Source organism: Hymenobacter sp. J193, assembly GCF_024700075.1.
Lineage (GTDB): Bacteria > Bacteroidota > Bacteroidia > Cytophagales > Hymenobacteraceae > Hymenobacter.
The window spans coordinates 2,321,965-2,346,708 of sequence record NZ_JAJONE010000001.1; the positions used below are offsets into that span (position 1 = coordinate 2,321,965).

Here is a 24,744-nt window from a genome sequence, read left to right on the forward strand (position 1 = left end):
GGCCACCGCCGCCCAAAAGTACGCAGGGCCGGCTTCTGCCAGCCCCACGGTAAGTTCTGCTCCCGAGGCCGGGCAGGTTCCCTCCTGCCCTAGCGGCTGGCCGGGGCGGCATCGCGCCGGGTGGCCACGTAAATCAGGCTGCTGTACTGCTGCTGGTGCCGGGCGGCGTACTGGTTGGAGTGGTAGCCATTGCGCAGCACGGCCAGCATGCCGGCGCCCCGCTCGGCCCGGTTTTTTTCGCTCAGCATGCTCACGTAGTACGCGTCCAGCGGCATGGGCAAAGTATCGAGCAGCTGGAGCTTGTGCTTTTGAGCAGCTGCGTCATGGTTTTGGGGCTGAAATGGTAGAGGTGGCGTGGCACATCCAGCGCGGCCCAGTCCTGCTGGTAGTGCTGGGCATCGAAGCTTTCCACGTTGGGCACCGCAATCAGCAGTACGCCGTCGGTTTTGAGCAGGCGAATGAGTTGGGCCAGCGTCTCGTTGAGCTCGTGCACGTGTTCGAGCACATGCCAGAGCGTAATGGCATCAAACGAGCCGGCCTGAAACTGCACCAAGCTCTCGGTGCCAATGGGCTGCCCCACGCGCCGGGTAGCTTCTTCGCGGGCGCGGGCGTTGGGCTCCCAGCCGGCCACCTGCCAGCCGTTGCCTTTGGCCGCCGCCAGAAAGTGTCCGGTGCCGCAGCCGTAGTCCAGCAGCTTGCCTTTGCGCGGAGCCCGATGATTCAGCAATGCCACCTTGCGGCGCATGGTGAAGAAGCGCGCAACTTTGTAAGCTTGGTTGATAAGCCCGCCCGCCCCGCTGTTGTGCGACACGTACTCCTCCGACTCATAGTAGCGGCCAATGTGCGCGGCGTCGGGCCGGGGGTTGGTAAACTGAAAGGAGCACGCCAGGCACTGCTGAATGGCAAAGCTTTCCTTGCTCACCGACTTATCCTCGACGACCAGCTTGTTGCGAAACTCCGCTTTCCCGCACACCGGGCACTTATCAAGTCGTTCGTAAACCACAGATTCTAGCTGATTATGTTGATTTCGCTGCTGGCGACGACCGACTTGCGCAGAGAAACCAGCCGCAGGGCGAAGGTACGAAACCAAAGCGGCCGCAGAATCCGGAAGAAACTGCAGCCGCTGGCGAAACATGGCAGACCGTCATGCAGAGCGGAGCATCTCGTGTGCTGCCGTTGCAATGGTAATTCAACGAAGCGGTAGAGATGCTTCGACAAGCGGACGCCAGATCAAGCATGACAATACAGTTTCTATGGCCAGGCCACTTATTTCGTCGCTTTGTATTCTTCTCTGATCCACCGAATAGCTCGCGGCACTACTTCGGTAGACTTGAGCGTCTCATCGGGGGCTATTGAGTGGCCATACCGTACCAGGCGGCGGTCCGCGAATACGACGTTTGTCAGTAGGAGAACGGACCCATCGGATAAATAAAACCGGCCTCTGCCGGTGGACACCCCGCAAGTGGCCGCCCCAAAGCTTCGGGTATGCTTTCGGGCTTTGAAGGCGATGGCAACGGCCTCGCCCGAACTAGCCGTTAGGGTATCGGTCAGCACGGCCACTACCGGGTTGGCAGACTTCAACATGTAGTAATTGGCGGTTTCGGCCTCTATGTCACCGTTCGCCAATGCCTTGCCCTTTTCGTATCGCCACGCGGTTTTGGTATTATTCGCGTCAACAGAATAGCCGAGCGTATCTTCTCCCAAAATCGGTCCTACCCCCACAAGCATCGGCCACATATTCCCGCCCATATTCCCTCTTAAATCCACGATCCAGCCTTTTAACTCTGGCTTATCCCGCTCCTTTATTTGGGTTAGCACGTTGGTTATATACGCGTCCAGCTTTTCCTGACTACCGACAACCCAAGGAATTCGGATGTAGCCTATGTCCTCAGGAACCGGCTCATCGGGGTATGGTGAGAATAGCTTAGCGAGGGGTATTTTGGTGCCCTTCACCGGGTGCGCATAATAAAACTGTGTGTGCTTATCGCCCAGGGCCACGATGGCAAATTCAACCGCTGGATAGGCCTGCTCAATAGTGTTGGCGCCACTTGCCTTAGCCAGCACCTTCTGCCTGAAAACTACCCAGTCTATGGCCGCCCGATTAACAAAATTGGCTTGCATAATGCGGACTACCTCCTCCAGGTATTTCTGCACCGCGGGGGAAGGCGGTCTGCGCTCGGCATGACAAGCGGTAAAGAGGAAGAATAAAAGGCAGAGCTTGGCCATCCGGTTTGCGTGATTGGTAAAACAAAGCCCAACAGGCGAAGCTCATCCCAGAGAAACACTACATTTTACTAGCGAGACGATGGTAGCCGAAAACCACCCCTTTTCCTGGAATTGTCCGAGAACTAAGATCGTGTCAAGGGATGAAACTCAGATAAGATCCGCACTATTGCACTTCCCCACCGTTACCAAAATCCTGTTTTCCTGAGTCCAGCGAAGCACTTGATTTCGAAATTACTACAACGTAAACACGCGAGATGCTTCGCACTGCTCAGGATAACAGCCCTACCGCCCAAGGTACACCATCAGCACCGAAACGTCGGCTGGGCTGACGCCGCTGATGCGCGAGGCCTGCCCCAAGGTTTCGGGCTGAATCTTGAGCAGCTTCTCCCGGGCCTCATGCGAAAGGGCCGGCATGGCGTGGTAGTCGAGGCGGCCGCGGATCGTGAAGTTTTCCAGCTCCTGCATGCGGGCGGCCTGCTGGTGCTCCTTCTCCAGGTAGGCCTCGTACTTCACCAGGATTTCGGCCTGCTCCAGCGCATCCGGCCGGTACGGGGCCAGGGCCAGCGTGAGGCCGGGCAGCACCCGCGCCAGCGCCGGCAGATCCACACCGGGGCGGCGCAGCAAATTCACCACGCGCGTTTTCTCATGAATGGTAGCCGAACCGATTTCCGCAAGCCAGCCGTTGATTTCCGCGGGCTCTATGGCGTGGGTTTTCAGCAGCTTGGCTACGGCAGCCGTTTGCTCCTCCTTCTCCCGCACCAGCGCCATCCGCTCTTCCGAAGCCAAACCCAGCGCGTAGCCCAAGGGTGTGAGGCGCAGGTCGGCGTTGTCCTGGCGCAACAGCAGGCGGTGCTCGGCGCGGCTCGTGAACATGCGGTAGGGCTCGTCGGTGCCTTTATTCACGAGGTCGTCGATGAGCACGCCGATGTAGGCTTCGCTACGCTTGAGCACGAAGGGCTCCTTGCCGTGCACCTTGTTGTGGGCATTGATGCCGGCCATCAACCCTTGGCAGGCGGCCTCCTCGTAGCCCGTGGTGCCGTTGATCTGGCCCGCGAAGTAGAGGTTCTGCACCAGCTTGGTTTCCAGCGTGAGGTTGAGCTGCGTGGGCGGGAAGAAGTCATACTCAATGGCGTAGCCGGGCCGGAACATCTTAGCGTTTTCGAAGCCGGCAATTTTGCGCAGGGCGCGGTACTGCACGTCTTCAGGCAACGACGAGCTGAAGCCATTCACGTACACTTCCACCGTAGACCAACCTTCGGGCTCCACGAAAATCTGGTGGCGGTCCTTGTCGGCGAAGCGGTTGATTTTGTCTTCCACGCTCGGGCAGTAGCGCGGCCCCAGGCCCTTGATGCGGCCCTGGAACATCGGCGACTTCTCGAAGCCCTCCTTCAGGATTTCGTGGACCTCGGCGTTGGTGTAGGTGATGTAGCAAGGGCGCTGGTTCGTTAGCGCGGGCGTGTCGAGGTAGGAGAATTTGCTGGGCATTTCGTCGCCGGCCTGCTCCTCCATTTTGGAGTAGTCAAGGCTACGGCCGTCCACGCGGGGCGGGGTACCGGTTTTCATGCGGCCGGCCTCAAAGCCCAGCTCCTTCAGTTGCTCCGTGATGCCGGTGCTGCCTTTTTCAGCGGCGCGGCCACCCCCGAACTGCTTTTCGCCGATGTGGATAAGGCCGTTGAGGAAAGTGCCGTTGGTCAGCACCACCGACTTGCCCCGGAACTCGATGCCGAGCTGGGTTTTCACGCCCACGGCCGTGCCGTTTTCCACTACGATGCCCGTTACGGCCTCCTGCCAGAAGTCCACGTTCAGGGTTTGTTCCAGCGTCATGCGCCACTCCTCGGCAAAGCGCATCCGGTCACTCTGCGCCCGCGGGCTCCACATGGCGGGGCCTTTCGAGCGGTTCAGCATCCGAAACTGAATCATGGTTTTGTCGGTGATGATGCCCGACTGCCCGCCCAGGGCGTCCACCTCGCGCACAATCTGCCCTTTGGCCACCCCGCCCATGGCCGGGTTGCACGACATCTGCGCGATGGTGTTCATGTTCATCGTCACGAGTAGCACCTTGGAGCCCATGTTGGCGGCGGCCGCGGCGGCCTCACACCCGGCGTGGCCGGCACCTACTACAATAACGTCGTACTCTTCTTGCTGAAACATGGTCAAAAGTTGTTCGAAAGAGAGCAACAGGCAAGCGGCAGAAATTGTGCCCGGCGGGCATTATTCCAACACTTGCGCCGTCGCCCCAATGATCTGCTGGTGGAGTAATTCCTGCCGGGAAGCAAAGTGAGCGGAAGTAATCAAGCCAGTTTTATGAATTCGATTCTTATTGCTGACATTGACAGGGCACATTTGGCTTATAGGAAGTAACACTCCAGTAGCAAAAAGTAACTGCCTGACCACACCAAATTCCCCCTGGATTTCTCCGACAAGCACCCAACAACCGCGACTGGTAATATACCAAGCATCTTCTACTGTAAATGTGCCGGCTGCATGCATGAGGGCAAAGTGGAAAATCCTCCACACTTGAAGGATACAGGCTTCATCTTTTACAAAGAAGCCAAGCTAAACCCCTCAAAACGTGCGCAAAGATACGCATTCAGCGGCTTTTTCGCGTGGCACCCGGCTTATTCCACCTCGTACTCATCCACGGCGTCTTCCGGCAAACCAGACAGTATATCAGCTGATTGCGCCGCTACCGTAGCCCAGGAAAATGGCAGCCAGCGGCCACTCAGGCTGTCGTATACTTCGGTGGCGGCTTCGCAGGCAAACAGCTTGTAGTCGAACTTAGGGTAGTTGTGCACCAGATAGCCGGGGTAGTAGTAGGCCTTTTGCTGGCGCAGAGCGTGGTTGATTTTCTGCAGCATGAGGTACTTTCCCAGGCTGTATTTGCGGTAGGCGGGGTCGTAGAAGTTCATAATGCCCGCAATACTGCGCGCTCCGCTGTCGAAAATACCAGCCGCAATCAGCTGCTGACCGTCCCGGATTTCCACCACACCCGTGCTGAAGGCGTTGTTGGCGGCGCCCGCCTGCAGAAAAGCCTCAATGGTTTCGGGCGCGTCGAAGGTGATGGAGGCGCGGTAGCGGGCGTACAATTCTTCCAATTCCTCGGTAAGGCGAAAAGGCCGGAGCACCACCGCAAACCGCTCGTTGAGGCGCAGCAGCCGGCGCTGGGCGGGCCCGTAGCTCACCCTGCTCAGTACCAGCCGCAGCCAATGCACAGTGTACAATTGGTCGTCGATGGGCAGAAACCGGCAGGTAAACAGGTTCTGCTGCATCCGGTAGTAACCCTGGCTCAGGTAATAATCCAGCGCTTCACCCGGAATAGTAAGGATTGACTGAGGCGTGGTGGACATAATAGAGAGAAATTTGATAAACTGTCATGCTGAGCTTGCCGAAGCATCTCTACCGCTGGCTAACTCAATCTTAGAAGCTGTTTAAGTTAGCTTGGTGAGTCGTCGGATGTTGGCTAGGTAGAGCCAGGCGTTGGCATGCTGCGTTTTCCGTTCGTAGTCTTTGGCCAAGCGGCGGTTGTTGCCGGCCCAGGCAATGCTGCGCTCCACCACCCAGCGCTTGGTGTGGATAAAAAAACGGCCTTTGTCGGCCACTACGCCCTTGGGTACCTGCGCCAGTACACCCCGGCCCGCCAGGTGCTGGCGAAAGCAGCGGCCAAAGCCGCCGTCCACGAACACGATCTGCAGCCGGTCAAGTAGTTCGTTGTCCAGCGCCAGTGCGTCCCAGAAGCGGGCCGTGCTGGCGCCGTCGTGGCAGTGGGCGGCGACCACGCAGCAGGCGAGCAGGTTGCCCAGCGTATCCACCAGGAAAAAGCGCTTGCGGCCCTTGATGCATTTGCCCGCGTCGTAGCCCACGCAACGCGTACTGGTGGCCGTGTTTTTCACGCTTTGGCTGTCGAGGATGGCCTCGGTGGGCTGGGCATTTTTTTTGCCCGCTCCCGGGCCTCAATCGTCAAACAAGCACTGACCCGTTGCCAGCTGCCATCCGCTGTCCACTTGGTGAAATAGTAGTACACCGTCGGCCAGGGTGGAAAGTCCGCCGGCACGTCGCGCCACACGCAGCCGTTCTTGAGCACGTAGAAAATGCCGTTTACTACCGCTCGCAACGGCCACTTGCTCGTGCGCTGCACCACCAGCAACGGCGCCAGCTTTGCCCACTGACGCTCCGTTAGATCCGAACTGTAACGCTTTTGCTGCATCCCCAAAGCTACTCGCTAACTTAAACAGCTTCTTACAGCCGAAGCGGTAGAGATGCTTCGACTCCGCTCAGCATGACGTTCTAATAATTGCAAACCAACGAAAACGCCCACCGAATAGGCAGGCGTTTCAACGGGCTGGCGTAAGCCTTTGGCTTAAAAGGTGCGCAGCGAAAGGCAGTCGTCTTCTTTTTTGCGCATGGCGGTTTGGCTAAGCAAGTCCTTATCGGCGTAGCCGAGCAGGTGCAGCACGCCGTGAATCATTACGCGGTGCAGCTCGTCGCGGAATGTGACGCCGTGCTGTTGAGCATTTTCGCGGATTCGCTCCACCGAAATAAAGATGTCTCCCTCGATGATGTCGGCGTCGTCGGCGTTGTCAAAGGTGATGACGTCGGTGTACGTGTCGTGGTCGAGGTACTCCATGTTCACCTTGTGCAGGTACTCATCGGAGCAGAAAATGTAGGTAAGGTGCACGATTTCGTGCTCGTGGACTTTGGCAATGCGCTCCACCCAGGAAGTTAGCTCCTCGGCGTCGGCCAGCTCAAAATCTACGTCTTCCACCACAAATTCGATACCGAGCCGCTCGTGCTCAAAGTACCCGTCAATGGGCTCGTCGTGCTCGGTAGGGGGCAGGGTGCTCATGCCGCGTTGTGGTCAGAAGCTTCGGAAGCAGTGGCCGAATCGGCGCCTTCGGGCGTGAGGAAGAACGTGAGCTGCACGTTACGACCATCTTTGGAAAACTCTACCTCGTCGGCGAGGTGGCGGATGAGGAAGATGCCACGACCACCGGGATTTTCGAGGTTCTCGGGCGCGGTCGGGTCAATCAGGTTGGTATAGTCGAAGCCAGGTCCCTGGTCTTCCACTTCAAACTTCACCCGGTTGGCATCTACCTGCAGCGAGAGGTGCACGTTTTTGTCACGGTCGAACTTGTTACCGTGCCGGATGGCGTTGTTCACCGCCTCCGTGACGGCCACCATAATGTTGCCGTAGATGTCGTCTTCAATGTGAAACGTATCCTTCGAGTTGTCGATGAAGCTTTCAACTACACGAATGTTCTCAACGAGCGAAGGAATCTGAATCTTGACCTGTTTCATAAAAGAGGGAAAGGCGGCAAAGGCGGTAAAAATAGCAGAACGCTATTTCATTTTCTGAAAATATTCGCTGACCTCGCGCTGGTAGTACGGCGTGAGGGACGGCGGCACCGACCGGAGGGCTTCCGTCGACTGGTTTTTCTGCTGACGATACCGGTTGAAAGCCGGTGGAAAAACTGGCGGACGGTTTTCGGCGGCCTTTGCCTCGCGCTGCGTATCCTGGTCCCGCTCCCGGGCCGATTTCTCGGCCTCCAACAGGCGGGTCAGAATCTGCTGCTGACGCATAACCGTTTGCTCCGTTAGCCGCTTATTTACGAGCTCCGTCTCGGTTTGTTCCATCATTTTTTTGACGTCGCCGAGGCCACCCCCGCCCTGCTCACCTTTGCCCTGTTTACCGCCCTGCTGCATCTTCTCGAGCTCTTTTAGAGCTTCGCGCATCATCTGCTGCTGGGCGGCCAGCTTGGCCAGCTCCTCCGATAAAGCCCGCCCGGACTTGCCGCTTTGCTGGAGCTGCTGAATCTGCTGGTTGAGCTGCTGCTGCATCTTGCCCAGCTGGCCTTCACCGGCCTGACTACCTTTCTTCTTCTTTTTGCGGCCGGGCTTGCCCCCACCCTGCTGCTGGCCCTGGCGCTGCTGCTCCTGCATCTGCTGCAAAGCGGAGTTGAGCATGAGGGCCAGGTTGTTCATACTCGTCATGGCCTGCTGCTGGCTGGCGGTGGCGCGGCCCACGTTGCGCTGCTGCAGTTGCGTGAGCGACTCATCCATGCGCCCGTTCATCTCGCTTACCTCGCGGGTCACAAAGCTCTGAAGCTGGAATACGCGCTTAGCCAGGGCGTAAAGTGAGTCCTGCACTACGCGGGCATCGTCCTTGAGCTTGCGCTGCTGCTGGCCCAGCTGCACGAAGCGCGGGTCCTGCTGGTCTACCTGCCGGAAGTCTTTCATCAGGCCTTCCTGGTCGAAGGAGAGCTTGAGCAGGTTTTCGAGGATGTCGCGCAGGTCGTCAATGTTTTCCTGCTGCTGGTTTGATTCTTCCTCGCTCATCTGCTGCTGCATCTTCTGGGCCATCTGCTGCATTTTCTGCGCGGCCTGCTTTTGATTCTGGCTGGCTTTCTGGTTCTGGTTTTTGCTTAGCTGCTCCTGGCTTTGCTGCATCTGCTCGTCTACCTCCTGCTGCTGGTCCTTCATTTCGTCGGCCCCATTCTGGTTGTCGAGCTGCTCATCCATCTTCTGCAGGTCCTTCAGGTTCTGCTGAATCTGGTCGAATTGCTGCTGCTTTTCCTGCTGCTCCTGCTTGAGCTGCTCATTTTTGGCTTTCTGCTCCTGGTTGCTGGCTTTGTTTTCGGGGTTCTGCTTGTCGTTCTGCTCGGTTTTCTCGGCCAGCTGCTGCTCTTCCTTGGCCAGCTGTTCCAGCTGTTTCAGGGTGTTTTCCTGCTTTTGCTCAAACTGCAGCTGCTTGAACATTTCGAGGGCGCGCTCCAGCTCTTTCTGTAGGGTGTTTTCCTTGTTTTCGAGCTTTTGCATGAGCTGCTGCATTTCCAGCTGGTTCTGGTCCTGCTTCTGCTCCAACAGCTTCTGCAGCTGGTCGTAGAGCTTTTTGGTTTCGGGGTCGAGCAGGGAGTCCATCAGCTTCTGCAGCTCCTGGGCTTTTTCCTTGAGCTCCTGGCTTTTGGGGTCGAGCTGGTCCTGCTGCTGGTTGAGCTGCTCAAACATGCGGCGCACGTCCTGCATCTGCTCGTCGAACTGCTGCTTTTGCTCCAGCATGTCCTGCAGCTGCTTGCGGTCCTGGAAGTTCAGCTCGCGCTTGGTTTTGAGCTTGTCTTCGGCCTTGGCCAGCTCCCGTTCCAGCTTCTTGCTTTGCTCCTGCGACTTGCTCAACTGGCTTTGCACCGACGAGGCCTGCGCGTTCAGCTGGGCCTGCTGCTCGCGCTTGGAAGGCATCCGGAACTCCACGGCGCGGGTGCGGGCGCTTTTCGGGCTGTGTACGCCGTCGTTGTCCCAAACCTGCAGGAAGTATTCCAGTCGGTCGCCGGGCTGCAGGCGCAGGCCGCGCAAATCCCACTGGTAGGCGTACACCTGGGCCGCGCCGTGCTGGAGCCCAATGGCGCGGGTCTGGTAGGCAGCGTTGGGCCGGGCTTTGGCGCCCAGCACGCGGTAGTGCAGCTGCAGGCGCGAAAGGCCGTAGTCGTCGCGCACGGTGCCGCCCAGGGCCAGGTACTGCCGCGAAACCGTGTCGGAAAAAGCTTCGAGCGTGATGTCGGGGACCTGGTCGGGAATGGCCGTGAGCTGGTACTCGATGGGGTCACGGTTGAGGGAGGCCGCGTTGCGCAGACGCACGGCGTAGGCCTGAGTGCGCAGAATGCGCCGCGTGGCCTGAAACTGGCTGCCGCTGGCCTGGGCCGCCACGGTTTCGTCGGGGGCACGGAACTGCAGCTCCAGCGCGTCGGTAGCGGCGGTGCTGAACTCCCAGCGGAGCGTGCTGCCCTCGGGCACGGTAGCGTTGCCGGTGTTGCGGATGGTTTCGGCGGCTTTGCCGGTGTAGGCCGGGTAGGTGATGTGCAAAGCGAAGTCGCGCAGATCGGGCCGCTCGCGCACCGTCAGGGCGTAGCTATCCGAGGAAAAGCCAGCGGCGGCAAGCTGGAAGTCTACGTCACGGCGCAGCTGCCGAAAGTCGAAGGAATACTTGTTGCCGGCTTCCTTGGTCAGATGCCGCTCGTGGCCATCGTACTGAATGGTAATGTCGTTGGGCAGCGCTTCGCCTTCCACGGCCACCTGCAGGCGGAAGTCCTCCCCTTTGAACGCTCGCAACGACTTATTTTCCACCACAAACCGAAACGGCGCGGGCGGCGCGTACTTCTGGCGGTAGTTGAGGATGCGGCCGGTGCCCTGCACAAACAGGCTGGGATAAATCAGCAGTACGGCCCCGGCCACGGCGGCGGGCACCGCTACATACTTCCACAGGGGCCGCGTCTGAGCCGGAATGTTGATGCCTTGGGCAAATTCGAGGCCCGTGAACTGGGCGGCGCGCTGCTCCAGGCTGGCCGCAATCAGGGCGTTTTCGCGGGCCTGACCTTGCAGCTGGAGCGCGTTCAAAAGCTTGTCCTGTACCTGCGGGAAAAGCTCACCCACGCGCTGGGCAGCTTGCTCATCGGAGAGCAGGCGGCGGAGGTTGGTGAGGGCGGCCAGCGGCTGCCAGATCCAGCGCACAAACGCATACACGCCCAGCCCCAGGAACCCAAACAGCAGTCCGCCCCGCACCCAGGTGGGCAGGTACAGAAAGTATTCGAGCAGGTTGAGAACCACGAACAGCGTGAGCAGCAGGCCACCGGCCACGAGGCCGCCGCGCACCAGCAAACTCAGGTAAAACTTGCGCTTAAAAGCTTCCAGCTGCGTGAGCACCTGCGCCAGCGCCGAAGAGCGGGCGGCCGGAGCCGTAGTCAGCCGGGATGGTTCTTCCACCAGCATAGAAAGGGAAATAAAAATCGAAGCCTTTGGGACAACCGACGACAGCCGCAGCAACCCAACGAAGTTGCCCCGTTAAACTTACGTCAGAACCCGCACATGGGCCGCAAAGATTCCCTGGCGCATACCGCCGTGCTTAACTGGCCGGGGCCAGCTGAACGTAAGCCGGGCAATGGTCCGAATGCACCACATCGGCTAAAAGACCCGCTCCGGCCACGCGTGGTTGCAACGTGTTGTCTACCAGGAGGTGGTCGAGGCGCCAGCCCACGTTGCGTGCCCGGGCGCCGGCCCGGTATGTCCACCAGGAGTAGTGCCCGGGGGCGTCGCCGTGAATGTGGCGAAAGGAGTCGGTGAAGCCATCGGCCAAAAACTCCCGGAACCACTGCCGCTCTTCGGGGGTGAAGCCGGGGGAATTTTGGTTGGCTTTGGGATTGTGCAGGTCCAGCTCCCGCTGGCAGCAGTTGAAGTCACCGCCAATGACAAGCGGCGGGGTGCCGGCGGCTTGCAGCGCCTGCACGTACCGCCGGAAGAAGTGCAGCCACTCAACTTTGAAGGCCTGCCGCTCGGGGCTGCTTGTGCCGGAGGGCATGTACACGTTCAGCACCGAAAAGTCGTCGAAATCCAGGCGCAGCACGCGGCCTTCCAGGTCGTAGCATTCGGTGCCGCAACCTGTTTCCACGTGGCGGGGCCGCTGGCGCGTGAGGGTGGCTACGCCGCTGTAGCCGGGTTTCTGGGCCGGGTGCTGGTATACGTGGTAGCCCAGCGCCTCCAGTCCGCCCATGTCCAGCGGCTCGCGGCCGGCCTTTATTTCCTGCAGGCACAGCACATCCGGCGCCTCGGCCCGGAGCCAGTCCAGCAGGCCCTTGCTCAGCGCCGACCGCAGCCCGTTGACGTTATAGCTGATGATTTTCAACTGGAGGGGTTGTTAAATGGTTGTCTTGTTGAATAGGTGGCTGGTTGTCTTGTTGAATGGATGAGCCACCTATCCAACAAGACAACCAGCCAGCCCTTTACCCATTCAGCCGGTCCATTTCCTGGAAATACTCCAGCATGTGCCATTTGAGCATGCGCTCCTGCTCCTTGAGAGTGGAAAAGGGCACGGGCTTGAGCAGGCGGAAGTGGGGCCAGCCGTCTTCGTCCACGCTTTCCAGCTCGTAGTAGCCCGAAAGACTGAACAGGCGGCAGGTGGCAATGTGCATCAGGTCCTGCTTCTGCTCCTTGGTGAAGGGGCCGCCGCCCTGGCCCAGCTCCTGCACGCCAATAAGCAGCAGCAGCGCATTCAGATCGGGCTTTTTGCCGAACCGCTCGCGCAGGTCGTTCATCAACTCCCACCAGCGCTGCTCAAACTGGGCTTCGGTTTCCTCGGGGTTCAGCATAACCTACGCAGTGTGCTCGGCGTGGGGCGGCGCCGGCGTGGCCGATTCTTCCTTGAGGGCTTCCCAGTACTCCACGGCGCGCCGGAAGTGCGGAATCACGATGCTGCCGCCTATGAGGTTGGCAATGGCAAATACTTCGTAAATCTCCGTGTCGTTTATGCCTTCCTCGTGGCACTTGCCGAGGTGGTACTTGATGCAGTCGTCGCAGCGCAACACCATGGAGCAGGCCAGGCCCAGCATTTCCTTGGTGCGGACGTCGAGGGCACCTTCCTGGTAGGTGTTGGTGTCGAGGTTGAAGAAACGCTTGATAACCTTGTTGTCCGCCGCCATGATTTTTTCATTCATGCGCTGGCGGTAGTCATTGAACTCAGAAACGAGGGACATATCGAAAAAGAAAAAGCGAAAGGAAAATAGGCCCGGTGGCCCGCAATAGTAGAAACCTAAAATTAGGCAGAAGTTTTGGCCAACAGGTGGTTTTAGGCGGGACTAAAGCGCGCCGGAGTTTCTTTTCGGCGGCTTATTCTCTATCTTCCAGCTACTACCCTATCCACTACCCGCTATGCCGCTGCCTTCGCTCGTCGCCGATTTTGTGTCGTTGCTTTTTCCGCAGCTGTGCCTGGGCTGCTCCGATTTGCTGGCCCGGGGCGAAGACCATATCTGCACCAGCTGCCGCGCCCAGCTACCCTTCACTGATTACCACTTGTTGCCCGAGGCAGAAAACCCTTTGGCCCGGCGTTTCTGGGGCAAAGTGCCGGTGCAGCATGCCTTGAGCTATCTGCGCTTTCTGCGCCGGGGCCGCGTACAGCACCTACTGCACCAACTCAAATACCGTAACCAGCCCGAAATAGGCCGGGTGCTGGGTTGCTGGTACGGCGCCGAGCTGGCCCGGCATGGCCTGCTCACCCACGACGTGAACCTGATTGCGCCGGTGCCGCTACACCCGCGCAAGCTGGCCAAACGCGGTTACAACCAGACCGATTCATTTGCCCAGGGCCTGGCCGACACTCTGCAGCTTCCCTGGCAGGCGGAGGCATTGCGGCGCATAGAGCACACCGTTTCTCAAACCCGCAAAAACCGCGTGCAGCGCTGGGAAAACGTAGCCGAAGTATTCGCGGTGGCCAACCCGGCAGAAGTGGCCGGCAAGCATGTGCTGGTGGTAGACGATGTGCTGACTACCGGAGCTACCCTCGAAGCGTGTGCGCTGGTACTGTTGGCTGCCGGGGCCCGCGCCGTCAGCATAGCCACCATTGCCTGTGCCGACCGGTAAACCACGGATTCGCGCGGATTTATCGGATTCCACGGATTTTGTAGCTGGGGCAGTCCTCAACCAAAACCACATACAAAAACAAGAAGGCCTCGTTTTCACGAGGCCTTCTTGTTTAGCTTTAATCGTCCGCGAAATCCGAAAAATCCGCGCGAATCCGTGGTTTACTTGTTCGAGCCGGCGTTGATCATGGCGCAGCGGAATCCGATGGCGGCCGTAGCCGAGTCTTCGGCCATGAAGCGGCGCGTGCCGGGCGACAACCAGTAAGCTACGTCTTTCCAGGAACCGCCTTTGAACACGCGTACGTGGTCATCGATCAGCGACTGGTAGCCTTTCTTGTCGTAGCCTTCAGCTTTGTCGAGGAAGCCGTTACGACGGAAGGGGTTCAGATCTTCCTCATCCTGGAAGGACAGCGGACGGTAGATGTCCTGCACCCACTCGTTTACGTTACCCGACATATTGTACAGGCCGTAGTCGTTTGGTGGGTAGGCGTATACGTACTCGGTAATCATGGCGCCGTCGTTGAGGCTGCCGGCAATACCGGCGTAGTCACCGCGGCCACGCTTGAAGTTAGCCAAAAACTGGCCCATCTTCTTGCCGTAGGGGTTACGCACCTGGCGACCATCCCACGGATAGATACGCTTGTTTTCCTGGTTTTCGTTGCCGGTTTCCTGGGTGCCGATAAGGGCCTGAGCAGCGTACTCCCACTCAGCCTCAGTGGGCAGGCGGTAGTTGGGCAGCGTGTTGCCGTTTTCGATGGCAATTTTCGACTTACCAGTACCTTCAGCACCACCTGCTGCAGCATCAGCCGTAGCGTCGGCACTTTTCTTCTTGCCGAAGAGGCCGCCGCCTTTCTTTTTGCCGCCGCCATCTTCAATATCACCTTCGCCAGCCAGCTTCTCATTCACCTTGGCAGTACGCCAGGTGCAATAGTCGTTGGCCTGCAGCCAGCTCACACCCACCACGGGGAAGTAGCGGAAACCGGGGTAGCGCAGGTAGTAGTCCACATACGGGTCGTTGAACGACAGCTCACGCGCCCACACCGTAGTATCGGGCAAGGCCGACTGATAGAACTCCTCCGCCGAGTCTTTGCGGACAAAATGCAAATACTCCAGCCAGTGGATGTTGGCCACCTCGGCTTCGTCCATATAGAACGAGGCGATGGTAACCGTGCGCTCCACGTTGTCGCGCGTCATGGCCACATCTTCCTCGGCTGAGCCCAGCACTGTGCGGCCGCCTTCGATGAAAACGAGACCGGGGCCTTCAGGAATGCCTTGATAATCAGCGACCTTCATGCCCTGCTCAGTGTTATATTCCAGCCCCGTAGTGGAGCTGTACTTGCCGGGCTTGGTGCTGGTAGGAGGACCTTTTTGCAGGCTCCCAGCGCCAGGGACCCCAAGGCAGCGTAGCAGAGGTATTTAGCGAGGTTCATACGTTAGACGAAATTACCTGAGAAGAAAAGAGTTAGTGAAGGCAATTTGAGTGCAATAATACAAAAACTCAAAAGTACGGGCAAGGAACTGACCGGTAATTTTTCCGGCTAATTCGGCGGCGGGCCGCTGCCAGCACATCCACCTGTTCCAGAGTCAGTACAATTTCGTGGGCGCCGCCCGCGCCCAGGTTCCGGTGCCCGAGCTCCATATCGTAGCTGTAACCTACGCGAAACCCGGACATCTGTACTCCCACAATAGCCGTGAGCACCGCAGCAGGCTGCGGTGCCCCAGGCAGCGGAATGCCCCGGTACAGCAACCCCACGGTAAGCGGCGAAACGGTTCCGTAAAGCCCGGCTTCGGCACGCTGGCTGCCGCCCTGGCGGGTGTAGGCAAGCGTGGGCGAGAGGCTGGCTTCGCGGTAGTGCTGTTTAACGGTTGTTTCTGAAAAAAAGTGCTTTACCCCGGCGGTAAATGTAAAGCGCGTAGGCAACGGCCCCGCCGCCTGCACACCCAGGTCGGGGCGGTTTAGGTGGTAGGAGCTTAGCCCCAGCCAGGCTTGCCGGGTATACAGCAAACCACCAAGGCCGATGCTCAGGTAATGCACCGGGTCGAAGGGCACAGCCTCGGCGGTGGGGCCGGTGTTCAGGCCTTCGTCGGAAAGCTGGTCGCCAAACACGAGGTTGCCGTAGCTGATGCGCTGGTTGCCGTAAGTCACCTGAGCCCCGCCACTCAGGTAAACATCGGCGGTAAGGCGGCCATGGTAGGCGTAAAGAGCCGCGGCTTCCAGCCGGGTGTAGCCGATGGCGCCGAGCTGGTCGAGGTTGAGCAGCACGCCTACCGCCCCGCGCTGGCCGGGAAAGCGGTAGTCGGCGCCGAGGTGGGAGCTTTGGAACGAGCCCGCCAGCGTAGGGAACTGGTCGCGGTAAGCCAGCGTAACCCCGTAGTCGTGCTGCAGGCCCGTAAAAGCCGGGTTTAGGTGCAGGCGGGTGGCGTAGGGCTGCGAAAAATACAGGTCCTGCGCCCCGGCCGATGCAACGCCTCCCACCCATAAGCTCATCGTAGCCAGAAACAGGCGCAGGCGGGCAGTGGTTGGCATCGGCATCATGGGCCCCTCTAACGGCATTACGGGCGGGTTTGGTGTGTGGGCCGGCGGCCGAAGGTTCGAAAATGGGGAAAATCCCGGCATCTTTACCGAAGTCAGCCGCCCAGCTTACGTACCACGGCGGGCGTCTGGTTCGTTTCGGTTTTCTTTTACTTCTCTACGGTTATGCGGAAGTTTCTTCTGGGAGTTCTGATTTTTCTGGTCGTGCTGGTGGCCGCGGTGGCCCTGGCCCCGGTTCTGTTCAAAGACAAAATAAAGCAGGCCCTCGACAAGCAGCTGGCCCAGCGCGTGGCCGCGAAGGTGGAATATAATCCCGACAATGTGAGTTTGAGCTTGCTCCGCTCCTTTCCCGATCTGTCCCTGGCCATCGACGGGCTGCGTATCATTGGGCAGGATTCGTTTTCGCGCGATACGCTGGCCTTTCTGCCTTCCTTTCGGGCAGGCCTTGATCTGATGAGCGTGGTGCGGGGCGACGAAATCAAGATCAAAACCATCCAGCTCGACCAGCCCGACCTGAGCCTGCGGGTGCTGAAAAGCGGCCGCGCCAACTGGGACATTTTTCTTTCCGACTCAGCCGCAGCCGCCAAGGGACAGGATACCAGCCAGGTGAGAGTAGCCATTAAGGGCTGGGAAATCAACGGGGGCAAGCTGCGCTACGAGGACCTGACCATTCCGTTTGCCATGCAGCTGCGCGGCATCGACCACACCGGCTCCGGCGACTTCGAGCAGAACGTGTTCGACATGGTCAGCCAGACCACGGCCCAGAGCTTCTCCATGCAGTACGACGGTACCGAGTACGTGACCAACAAAAAGCTGACCGGCGACGTGACCCTGGCCATGGACCTGGGTAAGATGCTGTTCACCTTCAAAGACAACAAGGTGCAGCTGAACGACTTTCCGGCCACTTTCCAGGGCACCATCGGTCTGCCCAACGACACCGATATCACCTACGACCTCACCTTCAAGGCCCTCGAAACCGACTTTAAGAACATCCTGAGTCTGGTGCCGGGCGCCTACAACGAGCAGTTCAAGGACCTGAATGCCACCGGCAAAGTGGCCTTCGACGGCTACTTCAAGGGCGTGCAGAACGAGGTGAAGATGCCCGGCTACGGCGTGAACCTGCAGGTGAAGAACGGCACCTTCAAGTACCCGCAGCTGCCCCAGCAAGCCCGCAACATCAACGTAGACATGCAGGTGGATAACCCCTCGGGCTTCACCAACAACGTGAAGGTGAACGTAAAGCAGTTTCACCTGGACCTTGGCAAAAACCCCATTGACGGCAACGTGCTGATTGACGGGCTGGAGCCGATGAAGGTGGATGGCCGCGTGAAAGCCAACGTGGACCTAGCCGAGATGATGAAGGTATACCCCGTGCAGGATTTGATATTGCGCGGGTTGCTGGCCGTGGATGCCACCGCCAAGGGCACCTACTCCAAAACCCAGATGCCCGTAACCCAGGCCGCCCTGCGCCTCACCAACGGCTACGTGAAAAGCAAGCAGTTCCCGGCCCCCATCGAAAACCTGACCATGAACGGCACCGTGACCAACACCACCGGGCAGGTAAACGACACGCGCATCAACATTCCGCAGTTTAAGATGCTGCTGGACGGGGAGCCGCTGGAAGGCCGCGTGGCTGCCCAAAACCTTGATAAGCCGGTGTTCGACGCCGACGTGAAAGGCATTATCGACCTGACCAAAATCACCAGGATCTTCCCCCTGGAAGGCATGACCGTGACGGGCCGCCTGAACGGTAACGTAGCCGCCAAGGGCAACATGGCCGACGTGGAAGCCGGCCGCTACCAGAACATTGTGGCCTCGGGCACGGTGCAGGCCAAGAACGTGACCTACAAGAGCACGGACCTGCCCCAGGGCGTGAAAGTCACCCAGGCTACGGCTACGTTCAACAACGCCAACATTGTGCTGAAGGACATGCAGGGCTTCGTGGGCTCATCGGATATTGCGGCCTCGGGCACCATCAGCAACTACATGGGCTACCTGTTTACGCCCGGCCAGCCGTTGCGTGGCAACCTCACGGTGAACTCCAAGCGCTTCAACGTGAACGAGTGGATGGTGGACGAGGTGACGGCCAAGCCCACTGCCACGGCCAAAACCGCCGCGCCCGCCGAAGCCCAGGGCGTGCTACAGATTCCCAAGTTCTTCGACCTGACTTTGAACTCCAACGTGGGCGAGGTACAGTATGACAACCTCAAGCTCCAGGACGTGAAAGGCACCGTGGTAGTGCGCGACGAGGCCGCCCGCATGGATGGCCTTACCTTCAACACCCTGGGCGGGGCTTTTGCCACCAACGGCTCCTACAGCAGCAAGGACCTGCAGCACCCCAAGTTCAACTTCGGACTGAACATTAAGAACCTGAACTTCCAGAATGCTTTCCGGGCATTTGAGTCGGTGAAGAAGTTTGTGCCCCTGGCCTCGCAGGTGGAGGGTATCTTCTCCACCAACTTCAACGTGAGCGGGGAAATGGGCCAGGACATGCTGCCCGTGTACAGCTCGCTCACCGGCAAAGGCGTGTTTGAGGTGGTGCGGGCCGCCGTGGGCAACTCCGGTGTGCTCAACAAAGTCGGCAACCTCACCCAGCTGAATGAGCTGAAAAAGTTCGTGGTGGAAAACAAGGACGTGGCGGCCGAAATGCTGAACGGCAACTTCATCGTGAAGCCCTTCGACTTCAACGTGGGCCAGATCAAAACTACCGTGGGGGGCTCCAGCAACATGAACGGCGGCCTGGAATACGTAATGGCGCTGGACGTGCCTACCGGCAAAGTCGGCAACGCCCTCAATGCCAAGCTCACCCAACTCACCGGCGTGCAGGACATCAAAGGCACGGAGCGCGTGACCATGGGCCTGAAAATCGGCGGCAGCCTCTCAAACCCCGACGTGAAGCTGACCACTGCCGGCGCCAAAACCCAGGCCAAGGACCTGGCGAAAAGCTTGGTGACGAGCGTAGTGCAAAGCAAGGTAGACGACGCCAAGCTCAAGCTGGCGTCCAAGGCTAAAGTGGCCCAGGACAGCCTGCAGAAGGAAGCCCTGCGCAAGCAGCAGGAGCTAACTGATAAGGCCCGCCTGGAGCTGGAAAAGAAGCGGCAGGAAACCCAGACCAAAATCCAGGACAAGGCCAAGGACAAGCTTAACGGCATCCTGTTCGGCAAAAAGCCCAAGCCGACCGAGCCCACCCCCGCCGATACCACCAGGAAGTAGGACAGAATCCTGCACACCAGGAATCATCCAAGCCGCGTTGTTGTCTGCCCGGTACGGTAGTTGCTACCAGGCTTCTTCCCCTTTCTTTAACTAGTTTCCTTTCCTTTTTAATATGAAATTTCTTCGCGTTCTGCCCTTAGCACTGGCCAGCCTGGCCTTTGCAGGCTGTAATGATGACAACGAAACCGACAATGACTCGGCGGCCATTCAGGTGCTGCTCATTGATGCCCCCGGCGACTACAAAGCCGTAAACATCGATTTGCAGAAAGTACAGGTAAACGCTACTGACGCTGCTGGTGAGGAAGGCTGGCAGGACCTGGATGCCGAGGTCGGCAAATACAACCTGCTGTCGTTGGTAAATGGCAACTACGCCTTCATTGCCGGGCAGAAGTTTCCGGCAGGTCATATCGAGCAGATTCGGTTGGTACTGGGCCCGAACAATACGCTGACGCTGAAAGATGGAACTACCGTTGACCTCAAAGTGCCCAGCGGCCAGACTTCCGGCCTGAAAATCAACGTGAACGAGGAGTTGAAAGCCGGGATAACCTACTCGTTTGTGCTGGACTTTGACGTAGCCAAATCGGTGGTAGCCCGCGGCAACGGTGAGTATAACCTCAAGCCCGTCATCCGGGCCGTACCGTTTGCCTTAGCCGGTTCCATCAAGGGCACGGTAACGCCGCTGGCAGCCAAGCCCCAGGTAATGGCCATTCGTACCGATGTGGCCAACGGAGACACCATCAACACTTACACCGATGCCAATGGCGGTTTCCAGGTTTTTGGTGCTAAAGCTGGCACATACCGTTTAGAGTTTAAAGCCGCGGCTCCGTACAAGGACACTCAAAAAGAGAATGTTTCAGTAGTGGCTGATGATGTTACCAGTGTAGGTGTCATCACTCTTACGCAGTAATCATAAGCTCTTATCCTCGCCAATCAAAAAGGCCTCTCGCTAATACGGGAGGCCTTCTTCTTTTTAAGAAAGTAAGCTCAGCCCAGCTTTTGTACCAGCGCCAGCAGCTCCGCCTGGGTGGTGCGGGTTTTGTCTTTGGCATACCAGGCATGCACCTGCTCGGCATAAGCCTCGTGCGAGAGGCCCTGGGCTTTCAAATCCAGAAACAGTGCCTGTGTGGGAACGGGCCTTGGCCCCCACTGGGCTACTTCCTCCAGGGTAACGGCATCAAGCATGATGAGCTTGGGAATAGCCCGGCCGCCATTAGTGAGGTAGCGGTCCATGAGGTCGAGGTTTTCGTCGCGCAGCAGGTAGCGGGCGGTAAGCTGGCCCTGGCTGGCCTGGGCTACGGCTTCCAGCGTCGGGACAATCTGCGCTGCGTCGCCGCACCAGCCCTCGGTGAGTACCAGCCATACGTAGGGTCGCGGCAACTCCTGCACGGCTACCAGCAGCTCGGGCAGCACCTGCACGGTCTTATCTATCCGCTCCATGCGCTGCACGTTCAGTCGGGCGTAGTGCGTGAGGGCCTCCGACTGCTGCGGGCCGGTGGTGAGTCCTTGCGTGAGCAGTTCATTGATAAGCTGGCGATAGGCCGCGTAGGAGTAGGCAGTGTGCAGACGCTCGGCCGAAAGAACTGGAAGTGCCATAGGGCAGCAGAGAAGAAATAAGACAGAAAGGATAAGGGGCTGAGCATGAAAAACCCTTCCCGGCGGCAGATGTTTGCGCCGGGAAGGGCTTCAAGGTGCCAGCGCCTACAGGCTGGGCACGTCGGCCGCCGCCGCTTTGGCCGACAGCTCCCGGCAGTAAGTAATAAAGTCGGTATTGATGGGCTCCAGTCCGTGCAGGCGCAGGTCGCGGGCTACCTGGGCCCGGTGGTAGTTGGCGTGTACGGGTACGTGGGTGAAAATATCCGCTACCTGGCTGGTGTAGCCCTCCCCGGCTGAGTTGGTGTACGTAATCAGGCGGCTCAACTCCGTTTCATCGGCGGCCGTCACGTAGTCGTGGAAACGGGCCGAGGTTTGCTCGTGCCAGTGGTGCAGGCCCACCAGATCGTGCTCCTGCCACACTTTTACGGGGCTGGGCGTGGCCGTGAGGCGGCCCAGCCAGATGGCCTGGGCATTGAGCACGTGGCTGAACAGGCGCAGGCTGCTGGCCGGAAGGGTAGCGCCGGCGGCAACCAGGCCGTCGAGGTGGCGGAGCAGGGTTTCGTTGGCCCACACGTTGTAGGCCCCCAGCTTTTCGTTGGTGTTACTCATGGGTAAAAACTAAACAGGGCAAGACAAGTAAACGACGGCGCGAAGGTGCTACAGCCGCTTAACCGGCCCAGCCACCAAATGGCTTCATCTACATTTTCAAACGCTACCGGGGGTCTTCCCACACGAGGCGCTCATCGGTACGCTTTTTCTCAAAATCGGGGCATTTGCCGTCGCCCCGACCGGTGAAGCCTCCATCCGGGCGGCAAAGCACTGTTCCCTTGGCGCTGTAGAGCGTGGAGTACTGGTCGCAGCAGGGCGCGTTGAAGTAGTACACCAGCTGCCCGTCGAGGCGGTAGCTCATGATGCGTGCCTTGGGGTTCTGGGGCTTTTCAGTGGCACCCAGCTCTGCAATGCGCTTCTGCAGCCAGGCCGGCCGGGCAGTGGTATCAAACACCGCAACGTTGGAAGAAGCTGGCCGGCTGGTGGTAGGATTTACCGTGGAAGGCGACGAGGTAGCCTCCGACTTCACTTCCCGGGGGGTGTCGTTGGCGGGCGTACTTACTTCGGGCCGACGGGCACAGGCGCCGGCCAGGAGCAGGGCAGCCAGCGGGGCAAGGGAAAAAATCAGGCGCATAGGGCAAAAGGGCAAAGCAGGGCCGCGAAAGTAGTGAAGAGCCGGTAACTCCCCGGCTTACGCCAAACCGGAGGCGGGGTTGGCCGGGCTACCAGCCAAGCAACGCCCACACCCGCGGCCCGAACACCAGCAAACCCACCGTCAGCGCGGCCAGCGCCATCACCAGCACCGCCCCGGCGGCTACGTCCTTGGCCCGGCCGGCCAGCGGGTGGTACTCGGGCGAAACGAGGTTCACCACCGCTTCAATGGCCGTGTTCATCAGCTCGGCACACCACACGGCGCCCACGCTCAGGGCCACGGCGGCCCACTCCCCGGGCGTAATGCCGAAATACCAACCCAGCCCCAATACCACCAGCGTAGCCGCTGCATGCAGCCGCAGGTGCACCTCGGTGCGCAAAGCCGCTGCCACGCCCCGAAAGGCATAGCCAAAGCTGGCGGCCCGCTGCCGCAGCAGCGCCGGAAAACGGCGGGGTTGAGGTTCAGCCACGGTTGGTGTCGAAAGCGCCGAAGATGCTTTGCCGCAGCGCCGCCCACTCCGCCCGAATGATGCTGAAGATGATGGTGTCGCGCCGGATGCCGCCCTGCGTGGGGCGGTGGCTGCGCAAGGTACCTTCCTCGGTGGCGCCCATTTGCCCCATAGCGTTCTGCGACTTGTGGTTGCGCGCGTCGGTTTCCAACTCCACCCGCTCGCAGCCCAGCTCCTCGAAGGCATGCCGCAGCAGCAGATGCTTGGCAGCCCGGTTCAGGCCCGTGCGCTGAAAATCAGTGCCAATCCAAGTGTAGCCGATGCTCAGGCGCTGCTCCTCCGCTACCACGTTGTAGTAGCTGGTGCTGCCCGCCACTCGGCCCGTCTGCTTGTCGATGATGACGAACGGGTAGCGCCGCGCCTGCGCCAGGCCTTGCAGCGCGGCCGCCACGTAGGCATCCAGCTCTGGTCGGCTGTCGGCGCGGGTAAGGGTATAGCGCCACAGTTCTGGGTCGGCGGCGGGTTCCTGCAGCAAGTCAACGTCGGCGGCCACGAGCGGACGCAGCAAAGCCCGGTCGTTTTCGAGCAGAATGTCGCGGGTGAAATCCATGCAGATAGGGCAAATGAAGTACGCCGCGTAAAGATGCCCCAAAAACCGAAACGCCGCTGTTCCGCCCAGGAGCAGCGGCGTTGTAAGGCAATCTTATAGGCCGGGCTACTTCTTGATTTCGCCTACCATGTCCTCGGGCTTGAGCCACTCATTGAACTGCTCCTCGGTGAGGTAGCCCAGTTGCAGGGCGGTTTCCTTCAGGGTAGAGCCGTTTTTGTGGGCCGTCTGGGCAATTTCGGCAGCTTTGTAGTAGCCAATGTGCGGGTTTAGGGCCGTCACCAGCATCAGGCTGCTATCCACGTGCTTTTTGATGTTGGCTTCCAGTGGCTCGATGCCCACAGCACACTTGTCGTTGAACGACACGCACACGTCGCCGATCAGACGGGCCGAGTGCAGGAAGTTGTAGATCATGACGGGCTTGAACACGTTTAGCTCAAAGTGGCCGTTCATGCCGCCGATATTGATGGCTACGTCGTTGCCCATTACCTGGGCCGCTACCATCGTCATGGCCTCGCACTGGGTCGGGTTCACCTTGCCGGGCATGATACTGGAGCCGGGCTCATTGTCAGGAATGTGCAGCTCCCCGATGCCGGCGCGCGGGCCCGACGCCAGCAGGCGAATGTCGTTGCCGATTTTCATCAGCGAAGCGGCCACGGTTTTCAGGGCGCCGTGGGCTTCCACAATGGCGTCGTGGGCGGCCAGGGCTTCAAACTTGTTTTCAGCCGTGATGAAGGGCAGGCCCGTCAACTCGGCAATGTGCCTGGCTACGTTCTCAGAGTAGCCGGGAGGCGTATTGATGCCGGTGCCTACGGCCGTTCCGCCCAGGGCCAGCTCCGAAAGGTGAGCCAGCGTGTTTTTGATGGCGCGCAAACCGTGGTCGAGCTGCGACACGTAGCCGCTGAACTCCTGACCTACCGTCAGTGGGGTAGCATCCATCAGGTGCGTGCGCCCGATTTTAACGATGTGCATGAACTGCTCCGACTTGCTTTTCAGCGTGTCGCGCAGCTTCTCGATGCCGGGGATGGTGGTTTCCACCAGAATCTTGTAGGCCGCAATGTGCATGGCCGTCGGGAACGTGTCGTTGGAGCTCTGGCTCTTGTTCACGTCGTCGTTGGGGGCCAGTGCTTTTTTCTCGTCGGAGAGGAGGCCGCCCTGCAGCACGTGGCCACGGTAGGCTACCACCTCGTTCACGTTCATGTTGCTTTGCGTGCCCGAGCCGGTTTGCCACACCACCAGCGGGAATTCCTTGTCGAGCTTGCCTTCCAGGATTTCGTCGCACACGCGGCCAATCAGCTCGGCCTTGTCGGCGGGCAGCACGCCGGCGTCGCGGTTGGTGAGGGCAGCGGCTTTCTTGAGGTAAGCAAAGGCGCGGATGATTTCCTTGGGCATCCGGTTGATGTCCTGGGCAATCTGGAAGTTGTCGATGCTGCGCTGGGTCTGGGCGCCGTAGTAGGCGTCGGCCGGCACCTGCACGGTGCCCATGGTGTCTTTCTCGGTGCGGAACTGCGTCATGCTTCTGAACGAGGG

At 59.4% G+C, this 24,744-nt stretch carries 25 protein-coding genes; 3 read left to right on the forward strand and 22 right to left on the reverse strand.

Going from position 1 to position 24,744, the window contains the following annotated elements:
- Window positions 1–89 precede the first annotated feature (89 nt).
- From LRS06_RS10075 to LRS06_RS10140, 14 genes are all read right to left on the reverse strand, one after another.
- Window positions 90–275, reverse strand: coding sequence for a hypothetical protein (locus LRS06_RS10075; RefSeq protein ID WP_257871372.1), 186 nt, complete (start codon window positions 273–275; stop codon window positions 90–92).
- Window positions 251–1,003 (reverse strand): bifunctional 2-polyprenyl-6-hydroxyphenol methylase/3-demethylubiquinol 3-O-methyltransferase UbiG, encoded by a 753-nt coding sequence (locus LRS06_RS10080; protein ID WP_257871373.1) that lies wholly within the window; start codon window positions 1,001–1,003, stop codon window positions 251–253. The genes LRS06_RS10075 and LRS06_RS10080 overlap by 25 nt, the downstream gene beginning before the upstream one ends.
- Before the next feature lie 263 nt (window positions 1,004–1,266).
- Complete coding sequence (locus LRS06_RS10085; RefSeq protein WP_257871374.1) at window positions 1,267–2,226, reverse strand: S41 family peptidase; 960 nt, start codon at window positions 2,224–2,226, stop codon at window positions 1,267–1,269.
- A 282-nt stretch (window positions 2,227–2,508) separates the two neighbouring features.
- Complete coding sequence (gene mnmG / locus LRS06_RS10090; RefSeq protein ID WP_257871375.1) at window positions 2,509–4,377, reverse strand: tRNA uridine-5-carboxymethylaminomethyl(34) synthesis enzyme MnmG; 1,869 nt, start codon at window positions 4,375–4,377, stop codon at window positions 2,509–2,511.
- A 60-nt stretch (window positions 4,378–4,437) separates the two neighbouring features.
- Complete coding sequence (locus tag LRS06_RS10095; RefSeq protein ID WP_257871376.1) at window positions 4,438–4,716, reverse strand: hypothetical protein; 279 nt, start codon at window positions 4,714–4,716, stop codon at window positions 4,438–4,440.
- A gap of 128 nt (window positions 4,717–4,844) precedes the next feature.
- The gene (locus LRS06_RS10100) at window positions 4,845–5,573 is read right to left on the reverse strand and encodes a GNAT family N-acetyltransferase (protein ID WP_257871377.1); all 729 of its coding nucleotides are present in this window, start codon (window positions 5,571–5,573) and stop codon (window positions 4,845–4,847) included.
- 81 nt (window positions 5,574–5,654) lie between these two features.
- A complete protein-coding gene (locus LRS06_RS10105) occupies window positions 5,655–6,116 on the reverse strand; it encodes a transposase (RefSeq protein ID WP_257869901.1) in 462 nt (153 codons plus the stop codon).
- Window positions 6,113–6,430, reverse strand: coding sequence for a transposase (locus tag LRS06_RS10110; RefSeq protein WP_257869900.1), 318 nt, complete (start codon window positions 6,428–6,430; stop codon window positions 6,113–6,115). Before LRS06_RS10110 ends, LRS06_RS10105 begins: the two co-directional genes overlap by 4 nt.
- A gap of 153 nt (window positions 6,431–6,583) precedes the next feature.
- Window positions 6,584–7,069, reverse strand: a complete 486-nt coding sequence (ybeY, locus tag LRS06_RS10115) for an rRNA maturation RNase YbeY (protein ID WP_257871378.1) — start codon at window positions 7,067–7,069, stop codon at window positions 6,584–6,586.
- Window positions 7,066–7,521, reverse strand: a complete 456-nt coding sequence (locus LRS06_RS10120; RefSeq protein ID WP_196955571.1) for an ATP-binding protein — start codon at window positions 7,519–7,521, stop codon at window positions 7,066–7,068. The genes ybeY and LRS06_RS10120 overlap by 4 nt, the downstream gene beginning before the upstream one ends.
- 42 nt (window positions 7,522–7,563) lie before the next feature.
- Window positions 7,564–10,980: a DUF4175 family protein gene (locus tag LRS06_RS10125; protein WP_257871379.1), complete on the reverse strand. Its 3,417-nt coding sequence runs from the start codon at window positions 10,978–10,980 to the stop codon at window positions 7,564–7,566.
- Between the two features lie 133 nt (window positions 10,981–11,113).
- A complete protein-coding gene (locus LRS06_RS10130) occupies window positions 11,114–11,890 on the reverse strand; it encodes an exodeoxyribonuclease III (RefSeq protein WP_257871380.1) in 777 nt (258 codons plus the stop codon).
- 97 nt (window positions 11,891–11,987) lie between these two features.
- Entirely contained in the window at window positions 11,988–12,353 is a 366-nt protein-coding gene (locus tag LRS06_RS10135; RefSeq protein ID WP_196955574.1) for a hypothetical protein, read from the reverse strand.
- Between the two features lie 3 nt (window positions 12,354–12,356).
- Window positions 12,357–12,737, reverse strand: coding sequence for a carboxymuconolactone decarboxylase family protein (locus tag LRS06_RS10140; protein WP_149070276.1), 381 nt, complete (start codon window positions 12,735–12,737; stop codon window positions 12,357–12,359).
- 175 nt (window positions 12,738–12,912) lie between these two features.
- Between LRS06_RS10140 and LRS06_RS10145 the strand changes: the two genes are divergently transcribed.
- Entirely contained in the window at window positions 12,913–13,620 is a 708-nt protein-coding gene (locus LRS06_RS10145; RefSeq protein ID WP_257871381.1) for a ComF family protein, read from the forward strand.
- Between the two features lie 161 nt (window positions 13,621–13,781).
- Here the strand turns inward: LRS06_RS10145 and LRS06_RS10150 are convergent, their stop codons facing one another.
- Both LRS06_RS10150 and LRS06_RS10155 read right to left on the reverse strand, forming a co-directional pair.
- On the reverse strand, window positions 13,782–14,912 hold the full coding sequence (locus LRS06_RS10150) for an SUMF1/EgtB/PvdO family nonheme iron enzyme (RefSeq protein ID WP_374679423.1): 1,131 nt from the start codon (window positions 14,910–14,912) through the stop codon (window positions 13,782–13,784).
- A gap of 205 nt (window positions 14,913–15,117) precedes the next feature.
- Entirely contained in the window at window positions 15,118–16,146 is a 1,029-nt protein-coding gene (locus tag LRS06_RS10155) for a PorP/SprF family type IX secretion system membrane protein (protein ID WP_257871382.1), read from the reverse strand.
- Between the two features lie 171 nt (window positions 16,147–16,317).
- On the opposite strand from LRS06_RS10155, the gene LRS06_RS10160 reads away from it, so the two are divergent.
- Together LRS06_RS10160 and LRS06_RS10165 are read left to right on the forward strand one after the other, a co-directional pair.
- Window positions 16,318–19,365 (forward strand): AsmA-like C-terminal region-containing protein, encoded by a 3,048-nt coding sequence (locus LRS06_RS10160; protein ID WP_257871383.1) that lies wholly within the window; start codon window positions 16,318–16,320, stop codon window positions 19,363–19,365.
- A gap of 112 nt (window positions 19,366–19,477) precedes the next feature.
- The gene (locus LRS06_RS10165) at window positions 19,478–20,272 is read left to right on the forward strand and encodes a DUF4382 domain-containing protein (RefSeq protein WP_257871384.1); all 795 of its coding nucleotides are present in this window, start codon (window positions 19,478–19,480) and stop codon (window positions 20,270–20,272) included.
- 77 nt (window positions 20,273–20,349) lie between these two features.
- On the opposite strand, the gene LRS06_RS10170 is transcribed toward LRS06_RS10165, so the two are convergent.
- The 6 genes from LRS06_RS10170 to fumC form a co-directional block, all read right to left on the reverse strand.
- On the reverse strand, window positions 20,350–20,958 hold the full coding sequence (locus tag LRS06_RS10170) for a thioredoxin family protein (RefSeq protein ID WP_257871385.1): 609 nt from the start codon (window positions 20,956–20,958) through the stop codon (window positions 20,350–20,352).
- A gap of 105 nt (window positions 20,959–21,063) precedes the next feature.
- Entirely contained in the window at window positions 21,064–21,567 is a 504-nt protein-coding gene (locus LRS06_RS10175; protein ID WP_257871386.1) for a DinB family protein, read from the reverse strand.
- A gap of 103 nt (window positions 21,568–21,670) precedes the next feature.
- A complete protein-coding gene (locus LRS06_RS10180) occupies window positions 21,671–22,141 on the reverse strand; it encodes a hypothetical protein (protein WP_257871387.1) in 471 nt (156 codons plus the stop codon).
- An 88-nt stretch (window positions 22,142–22,229) separates the two neighbouring features.
- Complete coding sequence (locus LRS06_RS10185) at window positions 22,230–22,628, reverse strand: diacylglycerol kinase family protein (RefSeq protein ID WP_257871388.1); 399 nt, start codon at window positions 22,626–22,628, stop codon at window positions 22,230–22,232.
- Window positions 22,621–23,217, reverse strand: a complete 597-nt coding sequence (locus tag LRS06_RS10190; RefSeq protein ID WP_257871389.1) for a GNAT family N-acetyltransferase — start codon at window positions 23,215–23,217, stop codon at window positions 22,621–22,623. The genes LRS06_RS10185 and LRS06_RS10190 overlap by 8 nt, the downstream gene beginning before the upstream one ends.
- A gap of 105 nt (window positions 23,218–23,322) precedes the next feature.
- The gene (fumC, locus tag LRS06_RS10195; RefSeq protein ID WP_257871390.1) at window positions 23,323–24,729 is read right to left on the reverse strand and encodes a class II fumarate hydratase; all 1,407 of its coding nucleotides are present in this window, start codon (window positions 24,727–24,729) and stop codon (window positions 23,323–23,325) included.
- Window positions 24,730–24,744 lie beyond the last annotated feature (15 nt).